Below are 12,703 nucleotides of genomic sequence, written 5' to 3'. Positions count from 1 at the left end.
GCCCATCAGTCAACCAGCCGACCAACAAGCCGACCAACAAGAGAGTGCCATGAACTCCGCCCTGCTCGCCAACAATCCGACCCCCGTGGTGGTTGCCATCTTCGTCGCCTTCATACTGCTGGAAATGGCCTGCGCCCGCTTTCGCCAGCCCGCGTCCCGGCGTCGTGACGCCATGGTGGAAATCTTCGGCTCGGGCATCCTGCTGCTGATCACCTTCCCACTGATCCTGTTCACCACCAACCACCTGCTCGGCCACTTCGCCCCGCAACTGCAGGGCCGCCTGGCGGACCTGCCATGGTACGCCGCCCTCGGTCTGTTCCTGGTGCTCGACGACATGACCCAGTACTGGTGGCACCGCCTGACCCACCGCGTGCCCTTCCTCTACGCCCTGCACCGCGCGCACCATTCGGCGCCGTACATGAGCATCCGCATCGTCTATCGCAACAACAGCTTCTACTACCTGCTGATGCCCGGCATCTGGCTGACCAGCGCGCTGGTCTACCTGGGGCTGGCCAACTTCTACTACGGCTACCTGATCGTGAAGATGCTGGTGATCTTCGGCGCGCACAGCAGCGTCGCCTGGGACGACAAGCTCTATCGCATCCGTGCGCTGCGCCCGCTGATGTGGTTGCTGGAACGGACCATCTCGACCCCCTCCACCCATTCGGCGCACCACGGCCTGAATGCCGAGGACGGCGTGACGAACTACAAGGGCAACTTCGGCAACCTGCTGTTCTTCTGGGACGTGCTGTTCGGCACCGCGAAGATCACCCGCCGCCGGCCGCCGGCCTATGGCATCGAGGACATGCAGCCGGTGAGCTGGCAGCAGGAAGTGTTCTGGCCACTGGTGCGTGACGCACAACCACAAACGCAACCACAGGAAGGCCCGGAGATTGCCCGATGAACCTCAACATTACCCTGATCGCCGGCTCCAGCCAGGCATCCAGCCAGTCCGCCAAGGTGGCCCGCTATCTGGCTGAACGCCTGCAGGCGCTGGATATCTGCAACGCCGCCAGCGTCGTCGACCTCGGCCAGACCCCGCTGCCCCTCTGGCCAGCACCGATCGAAGACCACGCCTGGCTGGAACAGACCGGGAAGCTGCAGCGCGCCGATGCCCTGGTGGTGATCTCCCCCGAATGGCACGGCATGGCCTGCCCGGCACTGAAGAACCTGTTCCTCTACGCCGGCTACGCCGAGCTGGCACACAAGCCGGCGCTGCTGGTGGGCGTGTCGGCGGGCCTGGGTGGCTCCTACCCGCTATCGGAGTTGCGCGCCTCCAGCTACAAGAACTCGCGCATCTGCTACCTGCCCGAGCAACTGGTCGTCCGCCAGGTCGATCAGGTCCTGAACACCGCCGAACCCGCTGCGGAAGACGACCTGCGCATCCGCCGCCGGGCCGACTGGGCCCTGCGGGTATTGAGCGAGTACGCCCATGGCATGAAGGGCCTGCGGGACCGTATCCAGCTGGAGCACAGCGACTTCCACAACGGGATGTAGCGGCGTCGGGAAAGGCGGTCCGCTTCGGGGCTGCTCAATCGATCTCCTGGCACAGCGTCGGACCCGCGCGCAGCGAGCCCGGCGATGCGCATCGGTCAGTACTTCCAGGTCACCGACGCGGTGAGGTTGCGCGGTGCGCCGTAGTTGGAAGTGCTGCCGCTCTCCAGCGAGAGCAGGTACTTGCGATCGGTGAGGTTGTTCAGGTTCAGCGAGGTGCTCCAGTTCGCGTCGATGTCGTAACTGGTCATCAGGTCGACCAGCGCGTAGGCGCTCTGGCGCACCGCGCTGTAGCTGTCGCTTTCGACACCGCTCTGCCAGCTGACGCGGGAACCGACCTTGACCTGCGGCAGGCCCGGCAGGCGGTAGGTCGCGGAGCCACGAAGGGTGTGCTTGGGCACGTACTTGCGGGTACGGTCGCCGTTGTCGTCATCGATGCGCACATAGGTGTAGCCGGCCAGCAGGTCCAGGCCGGGCAGCGCCTCGCCGGAGGCCTGCAACTCGACGCCATGGCTCTTGTTGTCCACGCCGTTGTAGACGTAATGACCATCGACGTAGCCGGCGTACTCCTGGACATTGCGCTGCTCGGTCTTGAACAGCGCAGCGCTGAGGCTCATGCGGCTGTCCAGCAGGTTGCCCTTGATGCCGACTTCCTTGCTGGTGCCTTCCAGCGGATCGAGCAGGCCGCCATCGGTGCCGATCACGTACTGCGGGGAGAAGATCCGCGTCCAGCTGCCGTAGACCGCCCATTCCGGGTTCAGGTCGTAGACCAGGCCGGTGTACGGAGTGACCTTGCCGTGCTCGCGGGTATCGTGCGCGGCGCCATAGCTGTCACCACTGCCGTCCGCGCTGAGCATGCGCGCACCGACGATCCAGTGCAGGTCATCCATCAGGCTGAAACGCGCGCCGGCGTAGACGCTCTTCTGCGTGTCCTCGAAGTTCTGCGCGTTGGTGGTGTCGTTGGTGTAGGGCATGGCTGGGCGCGACAGGTTGCCGGCCAGGGCGTCGGACAGGTTGGCGCTGTAATAACCGTTCTCGCCGATGGTGTTGGCACTGGCCTTGAGGTGGGTGCGGCCATAGTTCACGCCAAGGGTCAGCTCATGCTCACGGCCGAGCAATTGGAACGGACCGGAGAGCTGGCCTTCGCCGATCACCTGGTGCTGGGTGCTCGCCGTCTGGTTGGAATAGGCGGTGCCGGCATCGTCGGTGATGCCATAGAGGTAGAACAGCTGGGTGTCCTGGTACTGGGTGATGCCGGTCAGCGTGAGCTTGCCGTTCCAGCCGTTGCCGAAGTCGTGGTTCAGCTCGGCGAAGGCGCGCTGCGTGTGCAGGTTCCAGTAGGTCCAGTCCTGGCCGACGCTGGAACTGCGGCTGCTGTAGTGGATCGGATTGCCGCTGCTGTCCACCAGCGGCAGGTTGCCCCAGGTGGTGCCGTTGGAGTCGGAGTTGTGCTGGGAGAAGCCCACCGTCAGGGTATCGGCGTCGGACAGGTCGAAAGCCAGCAGGCCGGCGGCGACGTTGACCTCGTGGCTGTAGCGGTCTAGCCAGGAGTTGCCCTTGTCGTGGGCGTAGATGAAGCGCCCGCGCACATTGCCGCTATCGGTCAGCGGCCCGGAGACATCGGCCTCCACCCGGCGGTTGTCCCACGAACCGACGCTGCTGCCGATCTTCGCCTGGAAGGTATCGGTGGGTCGCTTGCGCACGAAGTTGACCGTGGCCGACGGGTTACCGGTACCGCTCATGAGGCCGTTGGCGCCGTGCAGTACGTCGATCTGTTCGTACTCGGCCATGTCCTGGCCGCCGCCCAACAGCGTCTGCGCGAACGGCAGCCCCATGCCGTCGTACTCGAAGGTGTCGATCTGGTAGCCGCGCGAGGTGAAGATGGTGCGGTCGGTCTCGAACTGCTCCACGGTCACGGTAGGGGCAGAACGCAGCGCATCGCGCACGTCGTTGAGGCCGAAATCGTCCATCTGCTGGCGGCTGATGGTGGTGACTCCCTGCGGTGTTTCCTGGTCGGTCAGCTTCATCCGCGTGGTGCTGCGCGAGGGCTTGGTCTGATAACCCTCGCTCGGAGCATCGGAGCGATCGGGGGCCTGGATCACGCTGTCGGACATGTTCAGTACATCATCCGCAGCGTAAGCGGCAGGCATCGCGCTGCAAGCTCCGGTGAGCAACAGAGCAGAGAAACGGGGTTTCATGGAGGACGGCCTTGTGTCTGGAAATTGGCAGGTAGTGATTATCTGTAGCAAATGGTAATACATCCCATTTGCTAATTTCTCCTGCATTCCCTCTCTATCGTGTATCGCCGCCGATACACGACCGTCGCGTGGCGCCCCGGAACGTTGGGCGAGGATTGCTGCTTGCTCCCCGGATGCCCAGTCGGATGAACCTGGGCTTTGCGGGAATCGCACCGAGCAGATTGCAACTTCTGGCTGGCCGCCATTGCCCGGCGCTCGACGTTTTCCGCGCCCCCTGAGCGTGTAATCACTTTCCTACAGGTTGTGACTGGGATTCGCGTATCTGCCCTCTGAGCGCAGGCGAATACTGCCTTCCAGGGAGCCCGCCTCCCTTCAGGTTTTCACTGTCCTTTTCGACTGATCGACCCAAGAGGGATGTTCAATGCGCGCCGTATTCGCACTCACCTTCATTACCCTGATCCTGGCTGGCTGCTCCAGCCCGGCGCAGCGGATGTCCACCTGCCTGGCGCAGGGGGTCAGCCGCGACGCCTGCTACCTGGCCGAGCAGAACCGTCAAGCCGCCGTTACCGCTGCGGCAGAGAAGCAGGCCCTGGAAAATGCGAGCAGCCAGTAGCAAGGGTTCGCACTTTTGAAGGTGCCCTACAGTTTGTCCGTTTCCGGCCCGAAGCGGCCGATCGACATCTACGACGAGATTGCACACAATCGGAGATTCGTGCCCTCGAATATCCAGTGAGCTATGCAACGACACACCCTGTATGCATATGTAGATGGTTCAGACTTAGACGACGTCGTTGCGGGCATAGAAAAGGAACTCGTAGAGCTTGCTGCAGCGCCGGGCTGGGTCCTTTCCCCCCCGCTGGTGGTGAACCAGAAAGCAAAGGGCATTGGCAGCCGCTCGGGTGATTTGCCGGACTGGGACCTTGGAATCAACTTGGCGCTTCCCAGCCCCAGAAACGAACAGAATGATTGGTTTGCTGACATTGAGCGCGTTGTTGAACGTCTGGTTCACCTGCGCTCGCAGTTCGGTCGCGATTTCGTCATTGGCATTGCTGACAACGTAACAGGCTCAGCCGACGATCTTTTCTACGTCGAATCGGATGCGCCAGACTTAGTCAGACTGCGCGCGGTTATTTGTGCCTGAAGTGTTCAACCCTGCTCAGGTATTGTCCCCAAATTTCTCCACGGCTGAGAGGCCATGCGAATGGCCGCTCAGGGTCGGTAGCGGCCTCTTACCAGGGGCAGTCATCGGCCAAAAGCAGACTGACTTACTTGAGATTGAGAGGGGCTCACAGGTACCTCGGAGGTCCCGGTCCTAGGTGTTTTTTGGATTCGTACACTGGCCGGGCATATCCGTCATCTTTGCCAGCTCCCAGGGAGAATGTACTCGCCAGAGAACGAATTTCGAATCACCTGCTCAACCACTTTATCCTCATTACCCACCGCCTCAGCGGCTGAGACGGCTGCACATAGTCGGGCATAGTGAGCCTTCATCAGCACCTCTTGCGGGTAAAGCTTAGAGTCAGGAGCAAGCTCATCTTCGAGCTTCTTGAGAAGATTTCCCTTCTCTGTGACTGAACACTTGGACTTATGAGAACACCAGGCCAGGTACTCTAGACGTGCTTCAAGCTCTTCACGCGATTGGTAGTTCCTAGGAGCCTCATCACCCTCCCAGCGCTCATAGTAGAACCCGGCATCTTCTGGAAGAGATGCACGGACTATGTCACGGTAGGTAAGTAGCTGAGGACGCAGTTCTTCATGCTTCGCATTCCAAAAGCCGAAGAAGTGTCGTAAGGCCGAGAAAACCTGACCAACCTTCCTGGTCAGCTTCGGGGCGTCATGCAATCGATCGTTCTCGGAACGCTGATCGTCGACCGTATAACCGGAATCACTCGTCGGTGGTTTATACGAGGCACATTCCGGAATCGACGCGACATTCAGTAGGTGCTTGTTCGAGCGAACACGCCATTCCTTACCTCCACTGCGAACGAACTGCAGATCCCGGTAGTAAAGAGGGGGGTCAGCTAGCGACCCAGTATTGAGCTCAAGAAGCGGGTTACCAAGGACCTTATGGTCGTACCAGCCACCTTCATGGGTATGTGCAGTCAGAACAAAATTGAGGAAACTATACGACGCCAATAGGCCGCCGAGCTCCGAGCGCTCGTCGGTGCTAAGTGCGGAAGCGCGCCACTCGTTGACATGATGATGGGTGGCGATAAAGAAACGGGCGTCTACCGGCAACTGCCGCACCATAATCCTCGCGTCACGAAGCTGGGCGGGCGTGAAACCTGCCTTAACTCCTGTGAGCAGTGCGTACTGATAGTCCACGTTCGGTTGGTTGAGGTAAGTCGAACTGTCGAGCGCTAGGACGTACACCGGCGGTTCTGACGGCACTGCTGCTGGTAGACGGACCAACTGCGTTAAGTAGGACATCCAGGGATGTTCAGTGTCTATATGCCATGCAGCACACGCAATAGGGCCGTCTACAAGGTTCTGGCATGTGCCATTACGAGGCACCTCATTGAGGCTGGAATCCGCGTTGGATTGGAGTGCGAGTACGTGCTGCACATTAGCAGCAACCAGCATGGCCTTGTCGAAGTGCCGAGCAGAAAGCGTGCTCTCCAGACTGTACCGGCCTTGATTGCAGACTTGGTTCCAATAGCCAACGTTGTACTTGGTGGAATTAGTCGGTGAAATGTTGCCTACGTAAAAACCGTCATGATTTCCATCAACGAGAACCCAAGGGGTATTCCCTCCCGCAACACGCATTGTTCTGACGAAGGCGTCCCACTCTGTTTGACAGGAAACGTCCAGTGCATCCCCCAGGTGCAATACAATAGGCAGAGAAGTAACACCCTTGAGCGCTTGCATCAGAATGTCGGTACTGCCGATTACCTGTTGCCCAGTTCGAATCGTTACTTCGACAAATTCATCCCCAGCTTTCGAGGCATACCGAGATGCAGTACCTCGACTCTCGTGGATTTGCGTGTCGGAAATGACGCCGATCGGAGCCGTCGCGGGCGCCGTCGTAGAGTCAGAAGGGCCATCTGGCGCTTTTGAGTTAAGGACCGGCGCCGTCGAAGTACATCCCGCAATAAGCAGAATCCATGTCAGAACTGCGAATTGGCGGAGAGATCCACGTTCCATTGCGCCTCCCATCTCAGCGAGTAGACATCCATCGTCCGAACAGCAATAAATTTAGCTTTTAGCCAGACTTTTGCCATCAATGAATCGACCCCAGCTACGTAGATAACTACAAAGTTCAATGGAGGTCTTTGCGGTCGATTACCGGCTGCTCTTGGCCGGAAGCTGCCTTTGCCCAGGGGCAGCAATCGGCCACAAGCAGACGCAGGTCGTTGACTAGAACAGTGCCGCAGCAAACTCTTCCGGCGTAGGGCTCTCCGGCCATTGGGGTGCATCCGCCGGCAGCATGATCCAGGGCTGTTTGCGTTTGGCCCATATATGCGCTCGCGGAGTCCAATGTGATGCGCCTTCCAGCACGCCGGCACGCACCACGCGCACTCCTGGAGCGGCGGTCGTCTCGTTGAACAGGCGGGTCAGGCAGACCGCGCAGGCGTATTGAGTCGAGGCATGTCCCTGGTGCTCGTCCCGGTACTCGCGCAGCTCTCCAGCGATCTCCACGGCTTGCGCCGGACACAGCAGGTGCAAGCCGAATGCACTGCCGCTCCAGCGCTGGCAGTTCAGGCAATGGCACGCATAAAGCGGCGGCAGGACGTCCGCATGCAGACGGAGGCTGACCTTGCCGCATCGGCACTGACCGGTGAATCCCATGGTGTCACTCCTTACAATGGCGCACGTTGATGTTCGAGCAACGGATGATCCACCGTCCAGGCGCCGGGCAGAAGAGAGCAATTGGAGTAACCGTTGGTAGTAAATGTATGAGCGGTATCGAATGGGAAAGTCAGCGGGTATTTCTTGCCGTGCTGCGCTCCGGAAGCCTGTCGGGAGCCGCCAGGTTGCTGAACATTGCGCAGTCTACTGCGCGCCGGCGTCTGGAGAGCCTGGAGAGCGCCCTTGGGATCAGCCTGTTCACCCGCACATCCACGGGCCTGACGCCGACAGACTCCGCACGCCAGCTCATTCATCACGTGGAGTCGATGGACATTGCCGCCCAGGCATTCAACCGCATGGCCAGCTCGGAGACCGACGTCTCCCACGGCACGGTCAGAGTCACCAGCAGTGACTTGCTGGGGGTAGAAGTCCTTCCACGGCTATTGCATGAGTTCCGCCATGACTATCCGGGGCTCAATCTCCAACTGAGCATCAACGACCAGATGGAAGACCTCGCCAGACAAGAGTCGGACATTGCGGTACGTCTGGTGCGACCCAGCGAAGCGGGGATTGTCGTGCGACGCACTGGTGTCTTGCGCGTCGGCATTTATGCCAGCGCCGAATGCCTGAAGCGCTATGGAGAGCCCAAGAGCCTTGCTGCGTTGCGTAAGGCTCCATTGATAGGTCCAGATCGACGCTCTGCCGATCTGCGTCGCTTGGTCGAGGCAGGGCTGTGCGGAGCGGATCAGCGCTTCGCGATCGCAACGGACAACCATCTGGCGCAGCTCGCAGCCATTCGCGCAGGGCTTGGCTTTGGGCTGTGCCCGGCCACCGTCGCTTCGCCATATTCCCTGATCCAGGTGCTGCCAGATGACTTTGGCTTCGAAGTAGACGTGTGGCTCGCCATGCATTCCGATTTGCGCCGGATCAAACGTATCTCGCGGGCCTTCGAAGCCTTGGGCAATGCCCTGCACAAGGAGCTTGCCGGATAGGTTGTTTCAACCTGCCGCGCGAGGCATGAGCGCCCGCCTCGGGTAGAAGCGGACCCTCGTCAACCTGCAGTTTTCAATCAATCCCACATCCCGTATAGTTGATAACGATTGTCGTTTGCAAATTGTTCTTAGGGGATTGCAATGCAGGGGGATTCGTCGCTGCAGGCGGTAGGGATGCTTTACCGCGACCATCATGGCTGGCTGCGCGGCTGGCTGCGCAAGCGTCTCAACGATTCCGCCGATGCGGCCGACCTGGCGCAGGACACCTTCGTGCGCGTACTGATGGCCAGGAGCGCCGAGGCGATTCGCGAGCCCCGGCACTACCTGCAGACCATCGCCCGGGGCCTGGTCATCGACCTGTATCGCCGCCGTTCGCTGGAGCGCGCCTACCTGGAGGCGCTGGCGCTGCTGCCCGAAGCCGTCCAGCCGTCCCTCGAGGAACAGGCCCTGCTGCTCGAAGCGCTGCTGGAGATCGACCGGATGCTCGATGGACTGGGGCAGAAGGTCCGGCAGGCCTTCATTCTTTCCCAGCTCGAGGGGCTGACCTACCAGCAGATCGCCGAGCGACTGGGGATTTCTCTGCGCACGGTGAACAAGTACATGGCCAAGGCCATGGAGCACTGCTGCCTGGCCATGGCGGGCGTCCTGTGAGCGACACCCTGCAACCCGATGAGCGAGAAGCCATCAGCGAAGCGGCCCGCTGGTATGCACGCCTGGCCAACGCGGCGCCGGGCGACGGCGACCAGCGGGCCTGGCAACGCTGGCTGGCGGCAGACCCGGTCAACCAGCGCGCCTGGCAGCGCATCGAGTCGGTAAACCTGCAGATGGCCCGCGTGCCGGGTCGCCTGGCGGCGGCCACGCTGGCCTCGGCCGGGCAGTCACGGCGACAGGTGCTGCGCAGCTTCGTGGTACTCGCCTCGCTGGGCGGCCTGGCCACCCTGGGCTGGCGCAGTGACGCACGCCAGCGCTACACCGCCGGCTACAAGACCGCCGTTGGCGAACGCCGCCACTTCACCCTGGCGGACGGAAGCCAGATGCAATTGGGCACCGACAGCGCGGTGGATGTGCTTTTCGATGGCAACCAGCGCCTGATCCTCCTGCGTGCCGGCGAGGTGCTGGTGAGCACCGCGAGCGATGGTCTCGACAGACCCTTCCGGGTGCGCAGCGCCGACGCCACCGTGCGTGCGCTGGGCACTCGCTTCAGCGTGAGCAACTGGGGCAACGGAACCGAGGTGGCGGTACTGGAAAAAGCGGTCGAAGTATCCGTACCCGGCCAGGCGGCTCTCCTGCGCCTGGAGGCCGGCCAGCACACTCGCATCACCTCCGGCAACATCGAGCCCGCGCGGGTCAACGATGCGTCGGTTGGCGCCTGGGCACAGGGCAGCCTGATTGCCATCGACCGGCCGCTGGGCGAGTTGCTGGAAGAACTGGGGCGTTACCGCCACGGTTGGCTGAGATGCGACCCGCGCATCAGTGGGCTGCGCATTTCCGGCGCCTTCCCGGTGGACGACACCGACCTCGCGCTCAGGGCCCTGGAGCGCAGCTTCCCTGTCGCGGTGGTGTATCGCACGGGGTATTGGGTAACCGTGGTTCCGCGCAGCTGAGCCTGCGTGAAGGCAGGAAAGGATTTTTCCAGTCACCGTGCACTTTCTTCGTCCCTGGTTCGGCTACTCCGGCATCAGTGACCCACTTGGTCACCACCACCGGGGAGAGACCATGCTGTATCCGTTCGTTCGCCACCGGCTTGCCATTCACGTGCAGGCTGCCCTCTTCAGTGTCGCCGTCGTGGGCGTCCCCTTCGTTCAGGGCGCAGAGCCTGCGGCGTCCAGCGCAGTGCAGAGCATCCGCCAGTACGACATCGCCGCCGGGTCGCTGACCGAGGTGCTCAGCCGCTTCGCCAGCGAAGCAGGGGTCGCGCTCTCGTTCGATGCCAGCAAGACCGCCCATCTCCAGTCGGCCGGCCTGCACGGCAGCTATTCGCGGGAGGCCGGGTTCGCCGCCCTCCTCTCCGGCACCGGGCTGCGAGCGGTGGACCAGGGCGGCAGCTATGTACTGGAAGAAATTCCGGCGGCACTGGCCATGAGCGACACGATCGTCACCGGCCAGGGCCTGGGGCCGACGACGGAAGACTCCGGCTCCTATACCTCCAGCGAAGCCACCATCGGCAAATCCGCCCAGCGCCTCAGGGACATCCCGCAGTCGGTCACCGTCATCACGCGCAAGGCGATGGACGACCAGCGCCTCGACACCCTGGACCAGGTGCTGGAGAAAACCACCGGCATCACCACCTACCAGAGCCCGTCCGGCGGCAAGTACATCTACTCGCGCGGCTTCGAGGTGGAGACCATCCAGTACGACGGCGTCCCCCTCGACCGCCGCTACTACGCCATCGGCAGCAGCTTCACCTCCGACACCCTGCTCTACGACCGCGTGGAGGTGCTGCGCGGCGCCAACGGCCTGCTCCAGGGCAGCGGCAATCCCGGCGCCGCCATCAACCTCGTGCGCAAACGCCCGAAGGCCGAACCGTCGCTGTCGCTTACCGCCAGCGCCGGCTCCTGGGACACCTACCGGCAGACCCTCGATGGCAGCGCTCCGCTCACCGAAGACGGCAGGCTGCGTGGCCGGGTGGTGGCCGCCCACGAGGACCGGGACTACTTCTACGACACCGCGGAAAGCCGCAAGAATGTGCTCTACGGCATTCTCGAGTACGACCTGACCGACGACACCAGGGTGGCCGCCGGCGCCAGCGTGGAAGACCTGCACTCGACACCGTCCTTCGGCGGCCTGCCGCGCAACAAGGATGGCAGCGCGGTGCATGCGGGCCGCTCGACCTTCACCGGCGCGGACTGGAACAAGTGGAACAACAAGCAGACCACCTACTTCGCCGACGTCACCCATGACTTCAACGATGACTGGCGCCTGAACGCTTCGGGCAGCTACATCCGCGAAACCAACGACATCCTCTACAGCTTCGGCCGCGGCGCGGTCGACCCGGCTACCGGCGACGGCATGCAGTCGCGCGCCTACCTCTACGATTTCGAGAACATCAACAAGGGCGCCGACATCAACCTCGCCGGCAAGTGGCGTGCCTTCGACCTGGAGCACCAGGTGGTGGTCGGCGCCAACGCCAGCGACCTGAAGACCGACGACCTGCAAGGCGGTCTGCTCAACCTCGGGCCGATCAACCTCTACGACCCGGTATCCCCGCGCGAGCCGACCGAGCAAGAGATGCTCAGCACCACCTACGCCGGCACCTCCAAGGGCCATATCCGCCAGAACGGCCTCTATGGCGTGGTGCGCTACAAGCTGACCGAGCCGCTGACCCTGGTCCTGGGCGGGCGCACCAGCAACTACCAGTACGACTACGAACTCACCCGCTTCACCACCTCCTCGCCCGCCCCGGCGCATTCGAAGGAAACCGGCGAGTTCACGCCCTACGGCGGGCTCATCTACGAGCTGAACAACCAGTGGTCGGTCTATGCCAGCTACACCGACATCTTCAAGCCGCAGACCGAGCTGACCCAGGACAGCGCCCCGCTCAAGCCCATCGAGGGTTCGAACTACGAGATCGGCCTGAAGGGCGAGCTGATGGATGGCCGCGTCAATACCAGCTTCGCGATCTTCCGCGTGGACCAGGAGAACCGTGCGCAATACGACTACGCCTCGGAGTGCGGGCAGAACGGCGAAGACAACTGCTACGTGGCCGGCGGCAAGGTTCGCGCCGAGGGCTTTGACGCGGAGATCAGCGGCGAAGTGCTCAGGGGCCTGCAGCTGTTCGCCGGCTACACCTACACCTCGACCAAGTTCCTCAACGATCCGGGCGACGGCACCTCGTCTTCCGGCTCCACCTTCAACAGCTACACGCCGCGCCACCTGCTGCGCTTCTGGGGCGACTACAACCTGCCAGGTGAACTGAACCAGTGGACCGCAGGCGCAGGCGCCAGCATCCAGAGCGAAAACTACAACACCAACTTCGGCGGCACCGGCGGCGTCGGCGATATCAAGCAATCCGGCTACGCCATCTGGAACGCCCGCCTGGGCTACCAGATCAACAAGAACCTCAGCGTCGCCCTGAACGGCAACAACCTGTTCGACAAGAAGTACTACTCCTCCATCGGCTGGCTGAACGCGAGCAACCAGTACGGTGACCCGCGCAACTACACCGTCACCCTGAAGGCCGACTTCTGAGCTGATGTCGGAACGGCAATCCCCCTGGCGGTATTCGTGAGG

General features: G+C 62.1%; 11 protein-coding genes. 8 read left to right on the top strand and 3 right to left on the bottom strand.

The window, feature by feature from the left end:
• Window positions 1-49 precede the first annotated feature (49 nt).
• Window positions 50-904 carry a sterol desaturase family protein gene (locus tag UB43_RS05295; RefSeq protein ID WP_045209300.1) on the top strand — a complete coding sequence of 285 codons (855 nt, stop codon included), beginning with the start codon at window positions 50-52 and terminating at the stop codon, window positions 902-904.
• The gene (locus tag UB43_RS05290) at window positions 901-1,497 is read left to right on the top strand and encodes an NADPH-dependent FMN reductase (protein WP_045209298.1); all 597 of its coding nucleotides are present in this window, start codon (window positions 901-903) and stop codon (window positions 1,495-1,497) included. Before UB43_RS05295 ends, UB43_RS05290 begins: the two co-directional genes overlap by 4 nt.
• 95 nt (window positions 1,498-1,592) lie before the next feature.
• Here UB43_RS05290 and UB43_RS05285 read toward each other — a convergent pair whose 3' ends face one another.
• Window positions 1,593-3,644: a TonB-dependent siderophore receptor gene (locus tag UB43_RS05285; protein ID WP_256204897.1), complete on the bottom strand. Its 2,052-nt coding sequence runs from the start codon at window positions 3,642-3,644 to the stop codon at window positions 1,593-1,595.
• Between the two features lie 469 nt (window positions 3,645-4,113).
• Here UB43_RS05285 and UB43_RS05280 point away from each other — a divergent pair, with 469 nt between their 5' ends.
• Both UB43_RS05280 and UB43_RS05275 read left to right on the top strand, forming a co-directional pair.
• Window positions 4,114-4,305, top strand: coding sequence for a hypothetical protein (locus UB43_RS05280; protein ID WP_045209293.1), 192 nt, complete (start codon window positions 4,114-4,116; stop codon window positions 4,303-4,305).
• A gap of 123 nt (window positions 4,306-4,428) precedes the next feature.
• The gene (locus UB43_RS05275) at window positions 4,429-4,833 is read left to right on the top strand and encodes a hypothetical protein (protein WP_052969510.1); all 405 of its coding nucleotides are present in this window, start codon (window positions 4,429-4,431) and stop codon (window positions 4,831-4,833) included.
• A 212-nt stretch (window positions 4,834-5,045) separates the two neighbouring features.
• Here the strand turns inward: UB43_RS05275 and UB43_RS29505 are convergent, their stop codons facing one another.
• Both UB43_RS29505 and UB43_RS05265 read right to left on the bottom strand, forming a co-directional pair.
• On the bottom strand, window positions 5,046-6,836 hold the full coding sequence (locus tag UB43_RS29505; protein WP_177329773.1) for a metallophosphoesterase: 1,791 nt from the start codon (window positions 6,834-6,836) through the stop codon (window positions 5,046-5,048).
• A gap of 213 nt (window positions 6,837-7,049) precedes the next feature.
• Window positions 7,050-7,481: a GFA family protein gene (locus tag UB43_RS05265; protein WP_045209288.1), complete on the bottom strand. Its 432-nt coding sequence runs from the start codon at window positions 7,479-7,481 to the stop codon at window positions 7,050-7,052.
• Window positions 7,482-7,588: 107 nt separating this feature from the next.
• Between UB43_RS05265 and UB43_RS05260 the strand changes: the two genes are divergently transcribed.
• From UB43_RS05260 to UB43_RS05245, 4 genes are all read left to right on the top strand, one after another.
• The gene (locus tag UB43_RS05260) at window positions 7,589-8,473 is read left to right on the top strand and encodes a LysR family transcriptional regulator (RefSeq protein WP_156160347.1); all 885 of its coding nucleotides are present in this window, start codon (window positions 7,589-7,591) and stop codon (window positions 8,471-8,473) included.
• A 141-nt stretch (window positions 8,474-8,614) separates the two neighbouring features.
• A complete protein-coding gene (locus UB43_RS05255) occupies window positions 8,615-9,124 on the top strand; it encodes a sigma-70 family RNA polymerase sigma factor (protein WP_045209286.1) in 510 nt (169 codons plus the stop codon).
• Window positions 9,121-10,077, top strand: a complete 957-nt coding sequence (locus UB43_RS05250; protein WP_045209283.1) for a FecR domain-containing protein — start codon at window positions 9,121-9,123, stop codon at window positions 10,075-10,077. Before UB43_RS05255 ends, UB43_RS05250 begins: the two co-directional genes overlap by 4 nt.
• A gap of 112 nt (window positions 10,078-10,189) precedes the next feature.
• The gene (locus UB43_RS05245; protein ID WP_045209281.1) at window positions 10,190-12,661 is read left to right on the top strand and encodes a TonB-dependent siderophore receptor; all 2,472 of its coding nucleotides are present in this window, start codon (window positions 10,190-10,192) and stop codon (window positions 12,659-12,661) included.
• Window positions 12,662-12,703: the final 42 nt, after the last annotated feature.

This window comes from Pseudomonas sp. 21 (genome assembly GCF_000955805.1).
GTDB lineage: Bacteria > Pseudomonadota > Gammaproteobacteria > Pseudomonadales > Pseudomonadaceae > Pseudomonas.
This window is presented reverse-complemented; position numbering and strand designations above follow the sequence as displayed.